Origin of the sequence: Streptomyces sp. NBC_01317 (assembly GCF_035961655.1) — a bacterium.
Lineage (GTDB): Bacteria > Actinomycetota > Actinomycetes > Streptomycetales > Streptomycetaceae > Streptomyces.
Map to the genome: position 1 here is coordinate 1415958 of NZ_CP108393.1, position 17363 is coordinate 1433320.

Below are 17363 nucleotides of genomic sequence, written 5' to 3' on the forward strand. Positions count from 1 at the left end.
ACACAGCACCACCACGTACGGAAGAAGGCAGGCCGGACCATGACGACGCAGCACACCTACCGGGTGATCGTACGAGGGGTCTGGGACGGCCTCACGGACGAGACACGGTCCCGGCTGCTCGCGGAGGTGGACGCCCACGGCCTGGAGCAGATGCGCTTCACCCCGGAGGGTGCCCTCTCCTACGACCGTGCCCTCAAGCGCTTCACGTACCGCTTCGTGGTCGTCTCCGACGCCGAGGACGGCGACGAGATGGCCGTGGCCCTCGCGGAGGACCGCGCCGGGACGGCGCTCGCGGCCCTCGGCTGCGGCCACCGCGACCTGCGCTCGACGGCCACCGACATGGACGCGATGAAGATCAACAGAAAGACCCGCTGACGGTCAGCTCCGCGCGGTGTTGTCGCCCGCCTCCCCGGCCCCCTCGCCCGCGCCCGCCTTCTCGCGCATCTTGCGCACCAGCTCCGCCTTCTGGTCGGCCGCGCCCTGGCGGTCGAGGTTCCGGTGCGGACCGTTGTTCTGCCGTTCGGTGCGGGACAGCTTCTTGCGCTGGCCGCCGCCCATGCCCACGGGGTTGTTGATGTTCTTGCTCACGGTCACGGGTTCTCCCGGTGGTGATGTGAAGTGATCCACGGATCTCGGCTTGCCAAGGGTACGAGCCCGGTGGGGCGTCCGCCGCTCGCGGGAAGGGCACGGGGCCGCTCACGTCACCATCTCGGCGGTGATCGCCCAGCGTTCGTGGTCACGCCACGCGCCGTCGATGAGGAGGAAGTCCGGGGAGAACCCCTCCAGGCGGAAGCCCGCCCGGCGCACGAGCGCGAGGGAGGCGGCGTTCGCGGGCTGGATGTTGGCCTCCAGGCGGTGCAGGCCCAGCGGGCCGAAGGCGTGGCGGATCACCAGGCCCAGCCCTTCCGAGAGCAGGCCGCGCCCGGCCGCGTGGGCGAAGGCCCCGTAGCCGAGGGCTCCGCTCCGGAAGGCGCCCTGGACGATGTTGTTGATGTTGATGAAGCCGGCGACGCGGTGGTCGTCCCGCGCGCGGACGAGGAATCCGGTGCGGGTGGGGTCCTCGATGAGGCGGCGCGCGTACGGCGTGTAGTCCTCGGCGCGGGTGGGCGGGAAGAGCCAGGGGTGGTGCAGTTCCCGGCTCTCGCGGGCGAGCGAGGTGAACTCGTCCATGTCCTCATGGCGGTACGGGCTCAGGTAGGTGCGCGGACCTTCGGCCAGGTCAGGGCTGTCGGGCATCCCCTCAGCGTACTGCCGGCGCCCCGGGCGGGGTCGGCGCCGCTCACACCAGCGCCGCTCAGACCAGCGCCGGTACGTCCAGGGTCAGCGTCCCGCGCCCCGCGTCGAGCGTCCCCGGCACCCCCAGCGGCATCGTGAGGTTCGTCGGGCCGTGCCCGAAGCCCATCTCCTCCGCGACCGGTACGCCGAGCCCGCCCAGCCGGTCCCGCAGCACCGTCCGCACCTCGTCGTACGGGCCGCACTCCGCCCAGGACCCGAGGCCGATCCCGGCCACCCCGTCCAGCACGCCGGAGCGCAGCAGCTGGGTCAGGATGCGGTCCAGGCGGTACGGCTCCTCGCCGGTGTCCTCGATCAGCAGCAGCCCGCCGGCCGTGGTGGGCCGTGCGTACGGGGTCCCGAGGCCGGCGGCGAGCAGGCTGACGCAGCCGCCGAGGGTGACCCCCCTGGCCCGGCCGGGGACCAGCGCGCCGGCCGTCGGGCCGCCGCCGAGGGTCATCACCGACTCGGGCTCGAAGAGCGTGGCCCGCAGCGACTCCTGGGTGTCGGTGTCCTTGAGGAAGGTCATGGCGGCGACCATCGGGCCGTGGAGCGTGGCCAGGCCCATCCGTACGGCGAAGGCCTCGTGCAGCGCCGTGATGTCGCTGTACCCGACGAAGACCTTGGGCCCTGCGGCCCGCAGGGCGGTCCAGTCGAGCAGGTCCACCATGCGCTGGACTCCGTAGCCGCCGCGCGCGCAGAGCACGGCGGACACGCTCGGGTCGCACCACGCCTCCTGGAAATCGCGGGCCCGGTCCGCGTCCGTGCCCGCGAGATACCTGAACTCGTCGTGCCGGTCGAGGACATGGGGCGCGACGACCGGGTCGAGGTCCCAGCCGCGCAACAAGTCCAGGCCCGCGTCCAGCCGTTCGGCGGGCAAGGGCCCGCTGGGCGCCACGACGGCGACCTTCGCTCCGGGGCGCAGTCGCGCGGGCCGGGTCAGAGGGGTGACGGTCACCGGGAGAGCTCCAGCTTCGGGACGTCGGTCCTGGCGAACCGGAACGTCTGTGCGTACAGGGACAGTTCGGCCTCCAGCGCACGGATCATCGTGGCCGCCTTCCGGAATCCGTGGCCTTCGCCCTCGAAGGTGAGGTACGCGTGCGGGATGCCACGCCCGGCGGTCCTGGCGAGGAACCTCTCGCACTGCTCGGGCGGGCAGATGACGTCGTCGAGCCCCTGGAGCAGGAGGAACGGCGAGGTGATCCGGTCGACTTGGTTGATGGGCGACCGGTCGCGGTAGCGGTCGGGGACCTCCACGATCGGACCGATCAGCGATTCCAGGTACTGGGACTCGAAGTCGTGTGTCCCGTCGGTGGCCCAGCCCTCCAGGTCGAGGATGGGGTAGCTGATGGTGCCGCAACCGTAGACGCCGGTGGCGGCGAGGGAGGCCGCCGCGGTCCAGCCGCCGGCGCTGCCGCCCCGTACCGCCAGCCGTGCTCCGTCGGCGGTGCCCTCGGCGGCCAGCGCCCGGGCGACGGCCGCGCAGTCCTCGACGTCGACCACGCCCCACTGCTCGCGCAGCCGGTCGCGGTACTCCCTGCCGTAGCCGGTGGAGCCGCCGTAGTTGACCTCCACGACGCCGATGCCCCGCGAGGTGAAGTAGGCGATCTCCAGGTCGAGGACGAGCGGGGCACGGCCCGTGGGCCCGCCGTGCGCCCACACCACGTAGGGCGGCAGCTCGCCGTCGGGCGCGGCGGTGTCGGGGCTGTACGGCGGGTAGACGTGGGCGTGGACGTCGCGCCGGCCGGGTCCGGTGAAGGTGCGGATCTGCGGCTCGGGGTAGTAGGCGGGGTCGACCGGGTCCCGGTGGGCCTCGCCGATGACCCGGGCGCGGCCGGTGACGGTGTCCAGTTCCACGATCTCGTACCCGGACCGGGGTCCCGCCGCGACGCCGATCACCCGGTCGCCCCGGACGGTGAGGTCGGCGGCCCATTCGGTCCACGGCCCGGCGGTGTCCACGACGTCGCCGGTCTCCGGGTCCAGTATCCCCAGCGCGTTGGCGCCCTTGCCGTGGATGACGGCGATCATGCCGTTCGCCAGCGGGTGGAACCACCGCAGGCCGATCTTCCAGAGCGGTCCGCCGAACTCCTCGCGGCGGCCGGGGCTCAGCGGGGTGGCCGGGGGCAGGGGGGCGGGGCCGCCGCCCGGCGACGGGACGGGGCCGGACAGCGCCGCGTCGAGGCCGAGGCGCTGGATCTCCCACCAGTTGCCGATGTCCGAGACGAGGAGCAGCGCGCCGTCCGGGGACCAGTCGACCTGGGCCACCGACTCGCCGACGCCTCCGGCGACGGTCCTGACGCCGGTGAAGGGGCCGGTCGGCCCGGTGTCGGCCGGTGCCACCGCGCCGAGTTGGACGACCGTGCCGTCCCAGGGCATCCGGGGATGGTCCCAGGCGATCCAGGCGACGTGGGCGCCGTCGGGCGAGAGCCGGGGCCCGGTGACGAAGCGGTGCCTGTCGTCGGACAGTTCCCGTACGGCGGTACGGTCCCCGGCGGCGGAGCCGTCGAGCGGGACGGCGGCGATCACCCGCCGTACGTCGGTGGGCCGTTCGCCGGTGAACTCCTCCAGGACACACCAGACTTCGCCGCGCTCCCGCTCGATGCGCGGGTCGGCCCACCGCAGGCCGCCGCCGGTGGCGGACACCGGAGTGAGGGGGCGGGGTTCGCCGCCGCCGTCCGGCTCGTACGCGTACAAGCGCTGGTCGGGGAAGTGGACGAAGACGATCAGCGGTCCGCCGTCGGGGCGCTCGGTGCCGGCCCAGGGCACCCCGCCGTACTCGATGACCCGGCTGCGGACGTTCCACGGCGGGGGCAGCACGGACTCCTCACGGCCGTCGGGATGCCGGCGCACGAGGGCGCGGCGGCCGTCCTCGGCGGGCCGTGGCGCGGTCCACCACAGCTCGTCGCCGACCGCCCCCACGTACTCGGGCCGGCCGTCGTGCGACGCGGCGAGGGTGGCGTCGATCGGCGACGGCCACGTTCCGTAGGCCCCCATGGGCACCATGGACAACTCTCCTAAGCGGACTGAGGGTGGTGGCCCTGCGCGGACCGAAGACAGTGATCCCTACGCGGACCGGAGGTAGTGGTCGAGGACACGGACACCGAAGTGGAGCGCCGAGACGGGGACCCGTTCGTCGACGCCGTGGAAGAGCGCCTGGTAGTCGAAGCCGGGTGGCAGCTTGAGGGGCGAGAAGCCGTAGCCGGTGATCCCGAGGCGGGAGAACTGCTTGGCGTCCGTACCACCCGACATGCAGTACGGCACGACGTGCCCCGCCGGGTCGAACCGCTCGACGGCCGCCCGCATCTTGGCGAACGCCGGTGAGTCCACGGGGGCTTGGAGGGCGATCTCCCGGTGGTGGAACTCCCACTCGACGTCGGGCCCGGTGAGCAGGTCCAGGGTGGCGCTGAACTCCTCCTCGCCGCCGGGCACCATCCGCCCGTCGACCAGCGCGGTGGCCTGCCCGGGAATCACATTGACCTTGTAACCGGCCTCCAGGACCGTCGGGTTGGCGCTGTTGCGGATCGTCGGCTCGACCAGCGCGGCGGCCGGCCCCAGCTTGCCCAGGAGGTCGTCCGGGTCGAAGCCCGGGGCGTCCACATCGGTCTCCACCCCATGGAGGACGGCCAGTTCACGCAGGGCGGCCCGGACGGTCGGGGTGAGCCGGACCGGCCACTCGTGGTCGCCGATCCTGGCGATGGCGGCGGCGAGCCTGCTGACCGCGTTGGCGCGGTTGACCTTGGAGCCGTGTCCCGCCTTGCCGTGCGCGGTGAGCTTGAGCCACCCCGTGCCGCGTTCGCCGGCCGCGATCGGGTAGAGCGCCATGCCGGGGCCCGCGTGGAGGGTGAAGGCGCCCGATTCGCTGATGCCCTCCGTACAGCCCTCGAACAGCTCCGGGTGATGGTCGGCGAGGAAGCCCGAGCCGTCGACGGCGCTGGCCTCCTCGTCGGCGGTGTAGGCGATCACGATGTCGCGGCGCGGCCGGACGCCCGACCTGGCCCAGGCGCGGACGACGGAGAGCACCATCGCGTCCATGTTCTTCATGTCGACCGCGCCCCGGCCCCACACCACCCCGTCCCTGACCTCCCCGGAGAAGGGGTGGAGGGTCCAGTCGGCGGGTTCGGCGGGCACCACGTCCAGGTGGCCGTGGACGAGGAGCGCCTCGGCGGAGGGGTCCGTGCCCTCGATCCTGGCGACCACGTTGGTACGGCCCGGGGTCCGCTCGATCAGGGTGGGTTCGAGCCCCGCGCCGGCGAGCCGTTCGGCGACGTACTCGGCCGCCGGGCGCTCCCGGCAGTCGCCGCTCCCTCGGTTGGTGGTGTCGATGCGGATCAGGTCGGAGGTGAAGGTGACCACCTCGTCCAGCGCCACCGCGTCGAGTGCGTCGATCGTGTCGCTGGGCGTCGTGTCGCTGGGCGTCATGTCAGCCATACTGCTCCTCCACCGCGGCCGAGACGATCGTGGTGACCGCCTTGAAGGTGCGAATGCCCTCGTACATCGTCCCGCTGGTGTACACGACGCGGCGTTCGCCCGTGGCGGCGACCCCCGGAACCACGGTGGCGGCCGAGGCGAGATGGGCGGCGTCGAACTCCAGCTCGACGGTGAAGGGACCGGCGGGGGCCGGTTCGTACCGTACGGCGAGCGCCGTGGCCTCCTTCGCCGCCGCGCGGATGTCGGCAGCGGTACGAGCCGGGGTGCGGCACACCGCGGCGTACCGCGAGACGTGGTCCTTCACCGCGACCTTGCGGGCCCCCGGCGCGTAGCCGTCCGCGTCCGCGCAGGTCAGGTCGTCGCCGGTGACCAGGACCACCGGGACGCCGTACTCGGCGACAACGGCCGCGTTCAGCACTCCCTCGCTCGCGCGTGTGCCGTCGAGCCACACGCCGGTGATCGAGTTGGCGAGGTAGGTGTGCGCGAGGACCCCTTCCGTACCGGCGCCGGTGTGGTAGCCGACGAAGGCGATGCCGTCGACATCGCCGTGCTGGACCCCCTCCACCATGGAGAGTGACTTGTGACGCCCCGTCAGCAGCTGTGCCCGATCATCCAGTTGCTCCAGGAGGAGATTGCGCATGGTCCAGTGCGCCTCGTTGATGAGTACGTCGTCGGCGCCGCCGTCGAGAAAACCGAGCACGGCGGCGTTCACGTCGGAGGTGAACAGGGCGCGGCAGCGCTCCCACTGCGGCGTGCCGGGCAGGACGTCGGCCGGCCAGGTCACGCCGGTCGCGCCCTCCATGTCGGCGCTGATGAGGATCTTTACCATGCGCCAGTCCTATCGCAGGTGACCGCCGGTACGCACGGGCGCACCCGCTCCAGCAGTCCGGCCGCGTCGGGGCGCGCCTGGAGCCCGGACAGCAGCAGCAGCCACAGGTCCCGGAGCCTGTCCTCGATGTACTCCCGGCCGTCGAGCGCGTCCGAGACGGTGTGGAGACCGAAGAACGCGTACACGACCCCGTGCGCGGCCACGCCGGGGTCCAGGTGCGGGTTGAGCTCCCCCCCGGCGCGGGCCTGTTCGAGGAGCGTGGTGACCGTGGCGAGCCAGCCGACGAACGGGGCGGGCAGCGGGGCGTCGATCGCGGTGCGCTCGGCCCAGAGGCGGGCGCCGGCCCGGACGACGACGTCGTCGCGGAACGCCTTCGCCACGTCGAAGCTCAGTCCGACGAGCCGGTCGAGCGCGGGGCGCTCCGCGGTGAGGTATTCCCCGACCAGCTCGGGCCAGGTCGCGAAATGCGCCTCGACGATCGCGAGGGCGAGTTTTTCCTTGCTGACGTAATGGAAGTAGATGGCTCCGCTGGTACGGCCGGACTCCGCGCTGATGTCGCTGATACTGGTCCCGGCGTATCCCCGCTCATCGAACAGGCGTGCTGCCGCTTCCAGAAGAAACCTACGCGTGTTTTTCGCCCTAGCCTGCACGTGCACTCCGAGTCCCGATTCCGCTGCTGACATCACGCAATGTAGTGCTTTCCGCCAATGCCGCGACAACGCTGGCGTGCAGATCCCGAGAAATTGGGATTGTTTTATTTCATGATGGATTTGTTCGATGAACTCGGCGGTGACTCCCGACCGCTGAGCTGGTCGCGCACGGTCGCCCGCGAGACGGTCCACCGGGCCTCGGTCGCGGAGGTGCTCCTGACCGACGTACGGCAGGCGGGGGACGGCCGCTTCGAGGCCGCCGCGTGCTGGCCGCGGTCGCATCCCACCTTCCCGCGCGGCGGCACGGACCTCCACAGCCCCCTGATGGTCGTGGAGACCCTGCGCCAGCTGGGCATCTACCTGCCCCTGCGCCACTACGGCGTCGCGCCGGACGCCCGGCTGCTGATCACCGATCTCTTCTTCCGCCTCGACCCGTCGGCCGAGCCCCGGGCGGCCTTCGGCGCCACCGAGGTCACCTGCCTGGCCACCGTCAGCGAGGTGCGGCGCGGTCCTGGCGGCGGCGTGACGGGGCTGCGCCTGGAGGTGGCGTTCCTGGCCGGCGGGCGAGCGTTCGCGCTGGCCGGCGGGGGTGCGCTCTTCCTGGACGAGGAGCGGTACGGCGCGGTACGCGCGGGGCGGGCCGGAACCGTCGCCCCCGGGGCGACGCCGACGGGCCGGCCGTACCCGGACGCCGTGACGGTGGGGGTGCACACCCCGCACGACGTCCTGGTCACCCACGGCACGCGGCCCCTGCGGGCCGGCGGTCCCGCTCCGGACGACGTACTGCTCGTGGAGCCCGCCGACCCGCGCCACCCGTTCTTCTTCGACCACGCGTCGGACCACGTGCCCGGCATGGTCCTGCTGGAGGCGGCACGGCAGGCGGCCGCCCGGCAGAGTGGCGGAACGTTGCTTCGCCCTACCGCCGGACGGCTGAAAGCCGCGCGGTTCACCGAATTCGATCCGCCCGCGCGCATTCTCTGCGTGCCACACCACTCGACCTGCGTCTTCCGCGTCCTGCAAGGGGGCGAACAGAAAGCATTCGGCACCCTGCACTACCGGTGAACACCCTCGTCACGATCCGTGCCTCCTTGACTACGTCGAGTCGCCGTCCTTAGCGTAGCGATCGTTATGTTTTCGGCGGGCGCCGGATGAACACACTCCGCGCGCCCGCCACCCAAAGCCGCCCTCTCGGGCGCCACTCCCCTACGCGAACGGACAAGAAATCGAAATGACGGCTTCTCGCATCCTTTCCTGGACCCCCGCGGCCATTGTTTTCGACTGCGACGGCACACTGATGGACACCGAACGGCATTGGCAGGACGCCCGCGACCTCGTCCTCGACGGGTACGGCTTCGCTCCCGCCCCCGGATTCGCGGAACGGGCCAAAGGCCTGCACTACACCGAGTGCGGCACCCTCATGGCGGTCGAGTCGGGACGCCCCGACCTGGCCGGGGACATGACGTCCCAGCTGCTCACGGAGTTCCGGTCGCTCGTCGCCGAGCAGCCGATGACCATGCCCGGCGCCCGGGAACTGGTCCATGACGTACGGCGGTTCGCGCCGCTGGCCGTCGCCAGCAACTGCCCGGCCGAGGTGGTCGAGTCCTGCCTCGACACGGCGGGGCTGCTCGACTGCTTCGACCACATCGTGGTCCCGGACGGCACCATCAGGCCCAAGCCGCACCCGGACGTCTACCTCACGGCCGCCAAGCTGTGCGGCGTCGACCCGGCCGACACCCTGGCCGTCGAGGACTCGCACTGCGGCGTCCAGGCAGCGGTAGGGGCCGGCATGCGCGTCCTCGGGGCGGGCTCCTGGCCGAGCCCCGAGACGGTGGCCCTGGTGGACCTGTGGGTCCGCGCCCTGGACAACCCGGAGGTACGGCTCTGGGCCTGCGACCGCATCCCCAGCCAGGCCCAGGGAGGCGTACCGGCCAGCTAGCACGCCGACGCGGGTCAGGTGCGGGACCGCCGGGAGCCGGCCCCGCGCACCACGCAGTCGCCGTCGCCGTCGCCGTCGCTGTCGCTGTCGCTGTCGCAGGCGCAGTCGCCGTCGCCGTCGAGATGCGTGGCGATCACCGCAGCGCCGACGTTCATCGCCAACAGCACCCAGGTGATCCGGGAAATCCTCTCCGTACAAGTGCCCAGAAAATCAAGGCCGTTGGCCTGTGCGCCTACCGGGCCGCCGGAGTGGGTTCCTCCAGATACGGTGCCAGGGTCGTGACGCTCTCGCCGGACGACGAGAACAGCAGCGCGATGCCCACCGCGCCCGGGTCCGGCACCCCTGAGGCATGTTCCCCCACGTAGCTGGCCCGGCCCCGTCGGGCCCGTAGGCCGGCCGTGTCCCGTACGCCCTCCCAGGAGGCGGCGGCCGCACGCGACAGCGCCTTCCTCGGGTCCCCCTTCCGGTCGCACGACCGCAGGGCGTCGCAGGCGGGTGCCAGCGCGTCGACCAGTGTCTTGTCGCCGGGAGCGGCCTCCCCGACCCGCCGGATCGCCGACAGGCCACCGCCCGCGCCGGCGGCCAGCGCGCTCACGGTCAGCTCGGGCCCCGCGTCCGTGGCGGCCACCGCCAGTTCGTGGAAGAGCAGCCCGAACAGCGGTCCGCTCGTCCCTCCCACCTCGTCGAGGAAGGCCGTGGCGGCGGCGCGCAGGGGGCCCGCCGGGTCCGCGGGACCGGTGGGCGCGTCGCCGAGGAAGCGGAGTGTGGCGTCCAGTCCCGCCATGAGGTTGGTGCCGAAGTCGCCGTCCCCGGCCGCCTGGTCGAGCGCGGTCAGTTCGGCCTCGGTGGCGGAGACGGATGCCGCGAAGCGCCGCATCCAGCCGTCGGTGAACGTTCCGTCCACGTGCATGGCGTCCTGCCTCTCTTCGGGTCGGCGGCGCTGCCGCCCAGGTCGACGGAGAGCGGTCGGCTCAGCGGGGCCAGGCAGCGGTACGGGCGGGGGCGTCGAAGAGCTTGACCGTCTCGGCGTCCGCCACCATCACGGACAGGGAGAAGCCCCGCATGTCCAGCGCGGTGACAAAATCGCCCACCAGCACCCGCTCGGTGGTGATGCCGCGCGCGTCGAGGACCCGGGCCGCGTCGGCCAGCACCGCGTACAGCTCCAATCGGGTGAGGGAACCGAGACCGTTGACCAGGAGGATCACGGACGCGCCCTTGCCGAGCCCCAGGGACTTCTCCAGCGCGCTCGCCATGTTCCCGACCAGCTCCCGGACCGGCTGCCGGGGGACGGTGTGGTCCGCGCGCTCGCCGTGGATCCCGACGCCGTACTCCATTCGGTCGATCGGCAGCTCGAAGGCGGGCAGCCCCGTGGTGGGCGCGGTGTGCGACGCGGAGGCGACGGCGAGGCTCCGGCAGCGGGACACCAGGTCGGTCCCGAGGTCCGCCAGGTCACGCAGTCCCAGACCGGTGTCGGCGGCGGCCCCGAGCACCTTCTCGACCAGCACGGTCGCGCCCGTGCCGCGCCTGCCCGCCGCGATCTCCTCGGACTCCGAGGCGAGGTCGTCGTCGATCAGCACCCGGGTGCAGGCGATGCCCTCGTGGACGAGGCGCTCGGCCGCGATGCCGAAGTTGATGCGGTCGCCGGTGTAGTTCTTCACCAGATGGAGTACGCCGTCCTCGCGGGCCACCGCCCGGGACGCCATGAAGACCTGCCGGTTGTGCGGTGAGGCGAAGATCCGGCCCGGACAGGCCGCGTCCAGCATGCCCAGACCGACAAATCCCGTGTGCAGGGGTTCGTGGCCGGAACCGCCGCCCGACACCAGGCCCACCCGTCTGGCGGGGGACGTGTGCAGGGCCCGTATGAAACCGTGCTCGACGTCGTGCGCCACCAGATCGGCGTGGGCCCGGGCGAAGCCGGCCAGCGCGTCGATGACCAAAGAGTCCGAACTGTTCCCGAAGTACAAGGCCATGTGGGCTCCCAGAAATCACCCGCCGCGGGCGGACCACCGGAACGCCATCGTGTGCCACGACACGCCGGGCGGCAACTCACACCGACCCGGCGGCCGAAGCACGCTCCCGGGCCACGAGCGCCGTACGTACGCCTTCCCGACCCCGGCCACGCCCTGTCCCCGCCCCCCTTCACGCCCCCTGAGGGCCGGTCCCGCTCACGCCCGGCCGGTCCCGCTCACGCCCGGCCGGTCCCGCTCACGCCCGGCCGGTCCCGCTCACGCCGGGCCCGTACCGCTCACTCCCCACTCGTACCGCTCACTCCCGGGCGAGCACGAACCAGCGCGCCGGCAGGTCGATCCTGGTGCCGTCCGGCAGATGCTCCGTCTGCGGGAGCGCCGTGTCGCCGGTGTCCAGGATCTTCAGGCCCGCGGCGCGCAGCAGCCCGGGGACCTCCTCGTCGGCGGCCCCGGCCGGCCGCAGGCCGTGGTCGAAGACCCGCTGGAGTTTCGCGGGCGTGCCCGCCTCCACCGCCTGCTGGAACACCGCCTTCGAGGCGGACGTCAGTTCGACGACAAACGCCCGCCCCCGCGCCCCGAGGAGCCGCGCGACCGCCCCGGCGACCGCCGCGCGGTCCTGCGGCTCGCTCTGGTGGATGACGGCGCGCATGTAGACGTTGGTGTCACCCAGACGCTCCCCCAGGGCCTCCACCGCGCCCGCGTCGACCAGGTTCAGCTGTTCGTACGTGGCGGCCTCGGCCGTGTCCGCGCGGCGCGCGTGCTCCACCGCCGCCAGCGACAGGTCCACGCCGATCGCGCGGGCGAAGAGCGTCGCCAGATAGCGCGTCTGGGTGCCGCTGCCGCAGCCGAGGTCGACCACGGGCAGCGACACATCGGCGTACGGCAGCAGCAGAGCGCTGTGCGGTACGGAGCTGAGGGAGGCATCCGAGTCCCAGATGGCCTCCCCCGGCGCGTCGGAGGTCTCCCGCCAGTACCCTTCCCACGCGTCCCGGTAGCGCTGCGACACATCCATGTGCGTCTCCCCAAGTCAGGCCGTCAGAAGCAGAGTTGTGCAGCACCGGCCTACCGGTCGGAACGCTCGCCGGGCAAGGGGCCGGGAACGTCTTTCACCGGCTCGCCCGGCGCGCACGCCCCTTTTGGCCCAGCGCCTGCTCGAACCACACCGTCTTGCCGTGCGGCGTGCTGCTTGTCCCCCACTCCCGGGCGAGACTGCTCACCACCCGCAGTCCCCGGCCGAACTCGTCCTCCCTGCTCGCACTCAGCAGGGTCGCCGGGGCCGGCTCGTCGTCCTGGACCTCGCACAGCAGCGCGTCGGTGCGGACCAGCCGCAGCCCGACGTGGTGCGAGCGGGCGTGATGGACGGCGTTGGTGACCAGCTCACTGACCATCAGTTCGGCCGTCTCCACGGCGTCCGGCAGGCCCCAGTCGAGCAGCCGGCCGTGCACCAGCCGCCTGGCACGTGCCACCTCGCGTGGATCGAGGGCCAGTTGCCACTCGGCCACGTCACCGTCCGGGATGCCGTTCAGCCGGGCCATCAGGAGCGCCACGTCGTCCTTGCGCCCGCCCCGGGGGTTCAGCGCGCGGATGATCGTGTCGCAGGCGTCGTTCATCGACGCGGCGGGATGGGCGGCGGACTCGCAGAGCGCCGCCAGGCCGTCCCCGATGTCCGCGCCGCGTACCTCCACCAGACCGTCGGTGCACAGCACCAGCCGGTCGCCGGGTGCCACGCGGACGACCGCCGTCTCGAACGCCACGCCACCGACCCCGATGGGCGCGCCGGTCGGCAGGTCGAGCACCTCGGCCCGGCCGTCGGCGGCCCGGACCAGGACGGGCGGGATGTGTCCGGCGTTGGCGATCTGGAGCTCGGAGCGGATCGGGTCGTACACCGCGTAGAGGCAGGTCGCGAGATAGCTCTCCCCGAGGCGCTGGGCCAGGTCGTCCAGATTGCGCAGCAGTTGGGCGGGCGGCATCTCCATGGTCGCCATCGTCTGGACGGCGGTGCGCAGTTGGCCCATCATCGCCGCGGAGCGCAGCCCGTGCCCCATCACGTCCCCGACGACCAGCGCCGTACGGGACCCGGGCAGTTTCACCGCGTCGAACCAGTCGCCGCCTATCCGGCCGAGCCGGGTACCGGGCAGGTAGCGGGTGGCGGTGTCACAGCCCGCCATCCGCGCGGCGACCGTCGGCAGCATGCTGTCCTGGAGGGTCTCCGCCACGTTTTCCTGGTACGTGTACATGCGGGCGTTGTCGAGGACGAGGCCCGCCCGCGCGGCCAGTTCGGCGCCCGTCGTACGGTCCATGTCGTCGAACGGCTCCCGCTCGGGGCGCCGCATCAGGACCATGAAGCCGAGCACGACGTCACGGGCCTTGAGCGGGACCAGCAGCATGGACCGGTTGTTGATGAGCGGGCGCAGGTCGCGCTTCTCGAACTCGCCCGAGATGCGGTCGCCGTCCTCCTCGCCGAGCGTCGGGATGAGGACCGGCTCGCCGGTGACCATGCACTGGAAGAACGGGGTGTGCTCCGGGAAGGAGATCGCCTCGCCGATCGGCACGGTGTCGTCCCAGCGGCCCGGTTCGTCGTTGTGCTCGACCCAGACCCGGTGCCAGACGGTGGTGACGTCGGGCGGCCCGTCCGGGAACCCCTCCCCGGCGAGCACGGCGGCGCGCAGGTGCGTACCGGCGAAGTCGGTGAAGCGCGGGACAGCGGCGCTGGTGACCTCGCGGATGGTGCGCTCCAGGTCGAGGGAGGACCCGATCCGGCGGCTCACCTCGTTCAGGAACTCCAGGCTCTCGCGCACCGCGGCGTATTCGAGGTCGAGTTCGGGCCGGGGCGCGCCACCGCGCCGGGTCCCGCCGTCCTCCTCCACGACGGTCAGCCTGCTCCGCCGGGACGCGACCCGGCGCGGCACACCCCAGTCCGGGGTGACGGGAACGCGGTCGTGGTGGCTGAACTCCAGCACCGGGTAACCCAGTTCGAGCACCTGCGAGACGATACGGGTGGACTCGGCCGGGCTCATATTGGGCAGGATGTCGGGCAGGCGCCTGGCCAGCGCCTCCGCGTCCGGGAAGTCGGTGTGCAGGGCGAAGCCCGGCGCTATCCGCTGGACGTCGGCCTGCCTCACCTCTTCGCCTGCGGCATCGTCGGCGGAGGTGTAGCCGTCGCCGAACTGGGCGGCGTCGGCGGCGAGTACGAGATGGCGGCCCGGTCCGGGACCGACCAGGGGATAGGCCCACCACAGCACGTCGAGCCGCCGGCGCCCGTCCTCGGAGAGCGTCGCGCGCCCCGACGTCGGGTACGAGCCGCGGGTGTGCAGGTCGGGGCCCAGCTCGTCGTGGCCGTCGAACGTGGCGCGGCTCTCACCGCCGTACCCGCCGTGCGCGAGGCCCGGTTCCTCGTCGGCGAGTGCGCCGGCCACCGGCATCAGATCGCTGGCGGACCGGCCCACCGCCTCGTCCTTGGAATGGCCGAAAAGCCGCCGTGCGCCGGTCGACCAGTGCGACACGAGGCCGTCGCGGTCCACGACGACCACGGCGAGCGGAATCCGGCCTGCCGTCGCGAGCGGCTGTTGCGGCGGCCCCGGCGGAACACCACGGTCCATGGCTGGAAGGCTCCTTCCCTGCCGCCAGGATCTGCGGCTCCGCCCACCACGGTACGGCCCTGCGCACGAGAAGCGCCGGGCAATGAACTAATAGGTGGTGCGCCCGCGCACGCCGGGGAATTGACTGAAATTCAGTCAGCTTTTCAACGGTCCTTCTTCGCGCTTCTCTCAGTCCGCGTGACCCAGTTGGAGGTCGCGTTCGGTGCGTCCGCCGCCCGCCATCTGGAGCACCGTGGCGACCGGCGGATAGCCCGCTGCGATCACCGTGTACTCCCCCGACGAGAGGTCCACGAAGCGGAAGGTGCCGTCGGAACCGGTGGTGAGGGTGTCGACCACGTTGCCCGCCGCGTCCAGCAGCGTGACGCGGGCGTCCTCGACGGGCCGGCCGCCCCCGGCCCTTACCGTACCGCGCAGCACCGCCCCGCCCGCCAGCTCGATGTCCTGCCGGGTCTCGCGGGAGGACTGCACGCTGACGGGGAGCGCGGCGGGGCGGAAGGCGGGGGCGCTCGCGGCCAGCGTGTACTCCCCCGCCACCAGTTCGCCGATCACGTAGGCGCCCTCGCGCCCGCTGCGGGTGGACGCCACCACGTCGCCCCGTACGTCGGTGAGGGTCACGGCGGCGTCCCGTACCGGCGTGCCGTCCGCGGTGAGCACCGCGCCCGCGAGGCGGCCCGCGCCGCCGAGGACCACGTCCAGCTCGACGGGGCGCTCGCCGACGGTGACCGTGACGGCCTGCGGCTGGTGGCCGCCGGCCGCCGCGATCATCACGTACGAGCCGGCGCCGGGCACGCTCAGCGCGTACCGCCCGTCCTCGCCGCTCGCCCCGCGCCCGATCTGCTGCCCCTGGACGTCGATGAGGGTGAGCGCGGCGCGCGGGACCGTACTGCCGTCGTAGTGCTGCACGGTGCCGCAGACGGCCACTCCCGAGACGTACGGGGGCGGCGCGGCGATCGGGGCGCCGTTCGCGGCGGCGCGCGCGGTGGGGACGGCGGAGGACTCGGCGGCGGGGGCGTTGTGGGACACCAGCGGTTTCTCCTTGAGGAAGAAGGCGAGCAACAGGCCGAGGACGAGCACCGGCACGAGGTAGAGGAAGATCCGCGGCATCGCGTCCGCGTACGCCTGGATGTAGTGGTCCCGCAGCGCGGGAGGGAGCGCGTGGACCAACTGCGGGGTGATGGAGTGGGCGTTCGGCAGCGCGGCGCCCGCCGGGATCCGGTCGGCGAGCGCGTCGGCGAGCCGGTCGGCGAAGAGCGTGCCGAAGACGGCGGCGCCGACGCTGCCGCCGATCTGCCGGAAGTAGTTGTTGGCGCTGGTGGCGACGCCGAGGTCGGAGGGCGGCACGGCGTTCTGCACGGCGAGGATGAGGACGGGCATCACCAGCCCGATGCCGAGGCCCAACACCGCCTGGGCGATGCCGCATTCGAGCATGGAGGTGTCAGCCTCCAGCCGGGACAGCAGCCACATCCCGGCGGCCGAGAGCGCGCCGCCGACCACCGGGTAGATCTTGTAGCGGCCGGTACGGCTGATGAGTTGGCCGGAGACGACGGACGCGACGACGATGCCGCCCATCATCGGCAGCATCAACAGGCCGGACTCCGTGGCGGAGGCGCCGTCGACCATCTGGAGGAAGGTCGGCAGATAGCTGGCGGCCCCGAAGAGCGCCAGACCGAGCACGGCGCCGATCAGACCGGTGAGGGTGAAGACGGAGTCGCGGAACAGCCGCAGGGGGATGATCGGTTCGGGCGCGAAGTGCTCGACGACGAGGAACAGCACGGTGGTTCCGACGGCCCCGGCGGCCAGTCCCAGGATGACGCGTGAGCCCCACGCGTACTCCGTACCGCCCCAACTGGTCAGCAGCACCAGGCACGTCGAGGCGGCGGCGAGCATCAGCGCGCCGAGGATGTCCAGCCGGCCCCGGCTGGTGGGCTTGGGGAGGGTGAGGACGACGGACACCACGGCGAGCGTGAGCAGGCCGAAGGGCACGTTGAAGTAGAAGCACCAGCGCCAGGACACGTGGTCGGTGAAGAACCCGCCGAGCAGCGGTCCCGCCACCGAGGCGAGGCCGAACGCGCCGCCGATCAGGCCCATGAACCGGCCGCGCTGCCGGGGCGGCACGATGTCCGCGATGATCGCGTGGACGCCGATCATCAGTCCGCCGGCGCCGACGCCCTGGACGGCGCGGAAGGCGATCAGCTCGTTCATCGTGCGGGACCAGCCGGCCAGCGCCGAGCCGATGACGAACACGATGATCGCGAACTGGAAGACGCCCTTGCGGCCGAAGAGGTCGCCGAGCTTGCCGTAGATCGGCAGACCGATCGTGGAGGTGAGCAGATACGCGGTGATCGCCCAGGACATCCGCTCCAGGCCGTGCAGTTCCCCCACGATCTTGGGCAGGGCGGTCGCCACGATCATCTGTTCCAGCGCGGCGAGCAGCAGGGCGAGCATCAGCCCGAAGAAGACGAGCCGGACCCGGCGGGGGCTCAGCGGCTCGGCCGGTGGCGCGCCACCGGTGGCGCGCGTCGGAGGGGGCGGGGTGCCCGCCGCCACGGCCGGGACGGGCACGGTGGCCTGCCCGGCGTCCTTCACCAGCGTGATCCCGCCCACGTACTGCTCCCCTCGTCGCACCTGCGCGGCGTCATTCTTCGCATTGCTCGCCAAGCAGGAGCAAGCGGGAACGGCCGG

General features: G+C 72.4%; 16 protein-coding genes. 3 read left to right on the forward strand and 13 right to left on the reverse strand.

Going from position 1 to position 17363, the window contains the following annotated elements:
- Positions 1-39: 39 nt before the first annotated feature.
- Positions 40-375, forward strand: coding sequence for a DUF6204 family protein (locus OG349_RS05970; RefSeq protein ID WP_327233585.1), 336 nt, complete (start codon positions 40-42; stop codon positions 373-375).
- Between the two features lie 3 nt (positions 376-378).
- Here OG349_RS05970 and OG349_RS05975 read toward each other — a convergent pair whose 3' ends face one another.
- From OG349_RS05975 to OG349_RS06005, 7 genes are all read right to left on the reverse strand, one after another.
- Entirely contained in the window at positions 379-594 is a 216-nt protein-coding gene (locus tag OG349_RS05975; RefSeq protein WP_327233586.1) for a DUF6243 family protein, read from the reverse strand.
- Between the two features lie 102 nt (positions 595-696).
- Positions 697-1236 carry a GNAT family N-acetyltransferase gene (locus OG349_RS05980; RefSeq protein ID WP_327233587.1) on the reverse strand — a complete coding sequence of 180 codons (540 nt, stop codon included), beginning with the start codon at positions 1234-1236 and terminating at the stop codon, positions 697-699.
- A 58-nt stretch (positions 1237-1294) separates the two neighbouring features.
- Positions 1295-2230 carry a S66 peptidase family protein gene (locus OG349_RS05985; protein ID WP_327233588.1) on the reverse strand — a complete coding sequence of 312 codons (936 nt, stop codon included), beginning with the start codon at positions 2228-2230 and terminating at the stop codon, positions 1295-1297.
- On the reverse strand, positions 2227-4275 hold the full coding sequence (locus OG349_RS05990; RefSeq protein ID WP_327233589.1) for a prolyl oligopeptidase family serine peptidase: 2049 nt from the start codon (positions 4273-4275) through the stop codon (positions 2227-2229). Before OG349_RS05990 ends, OG349_RS05985 begins: the two co-directional genes overlap by 4 nt.
- 60 nt (positions 4276-4335) lie before the next feature.
- A complete protein-coding gene (locus OG349_RS05995) occupies positions 4336-5691 on the reverse strand; it encodes a M20/M25/M40 family metallo-hydrolase (RefSeq protein ID WP_327238467.1) in 1356 nt (451 codons plus the stop codon).
- A 1-nt stretch (position 5692) separates the two neighbouring features.
- Positions 5693-6529, reverse strand: coding sequence for a M55 family metallopeptidase (locus tag OG349_RS06000; RefSeq protein ID WP_327233590.1), 837 nt, complete (start codon positions 6527-6529; stop codon positions 5693-5695).
- Positions 6523-7179, reverse strand: coding sequence for a ScbR family autoregulator-binding transcription factor (locus tag OG349_RS06005; protein ID WP_327238468.1), 657 nt, complete (start codon positions 7177-7179; stop codon positions 6523-6525). Before OG349_RS06005 ends, OG349_RS06000 begins: the two co-directional genes overlap by 7 nt.
- A gap of 111 nt (positions 7180-7290) precedes the next feature.
- Here OG349_RS06005 and OG349_RS06010 point away from each other — a divergent pair, with 111 nt between their 5' ends.
- Entirely contained in the window at positions 7291-8241 is a 951-nt protein-coding gene (locus OG349_RS06010; RefSeq protein WP_327233591.1) for a ScbA/BarX family gamma-butyrolactone biosynthesis protein, read from the forward strand.
- Positions 8242-8407: 166 nt separating this feature from the next.
- Positions 8408-9115 (forward strand): HAD family hydrolase, encoded by a 708-nt coding sequence (locus tag OG349_RS06015; protein ID WP_327233592.1) that lies wholly within the window; start codon positions 8408-8410, stop codon positions 9113-9115.
- Positions 9116-9129: 14 nt separating this feature from the next.
- On the opposite strand, the gene OG349_RS06020 is transcribed toward OG349_RS06015, so the two are convergent.
- The 6 genes from OG349_RS06020 to OG349_RS06045 all read right to left on the reverse strand — a co-directional run bounded on the left by OG349_RS06020 (position 9130) and on the right by OG349_RS06045 (position 17285).
- Positions 9130-9270, reverse strand: coding sequence for a hypothetical protein (locus OG349_RS06020; RefSeq protein ID WP_327233593.1), 141 nt, complete (start codon positions 9268-9270; stop codon positions 9130-9132).
- Between the two features lie 77 nt (positions 9271-9347).
- A complete protein-coding gene (gene dhaL, locus OG349_RS06025; protein WP_327233594.1) occupies positions 9348-10025 on the reverse strand; it encodes a dihydroxyacetone kinase subunit DhaL in 678 nt (225 codons plus the stop codon).
- A 61-nt stretch (positions 10026-10086) separates the two neighbouring features.
- Positions 10087-11085 carry a dihydroxyacetone kinase subunit DhaK gene (locus tag OG349_RS06030; protein ID WP_327233595.1) on the reverse strand — a complete coding sequence of 333 codons (999 nt, stop codon included), beginning with the start codon at positions 11083-11085 and terminating at the stop codon, positions 10087-10089.
- A 295-nt stretch (positions 11086-11380) separates the two neighbouring features.
- A complete protein-coding gene (locus OG349_RS06035; protein ID WP_327233596.1) occupies positions 11381-12094 on the reverse strand; it encodes a class I SAM-dependent methyltransferase in 714 nt (237 codons plus the stop codon).
- A 94-nt stretch (positions 12095-12188) separates the two neighbouring features.
- On the reverse strand, positions 12189-14681 hold the full coding sequence (locus OG349_RS06040; RefSeq protein WP_327233597.1) for a SpoIIE family protein phosphatase: 2493 nt from the start codon (positions 14679-14681) through the stop codon (positions 12189-12191).
- 168 nt (positions 14682-14849) lie between these two features.
- Complete coding sequence (locus OG349_RS06045) at positions 14850-17285, reverse strand: MFS transporter (RefSeq protein ID WP_327233598.1); 2436 nt, start codon at positions 17283-17285, stop codon at positions 14850-14852.
- Positions 17286-17363: the final 78 nt, after the last annotated feature.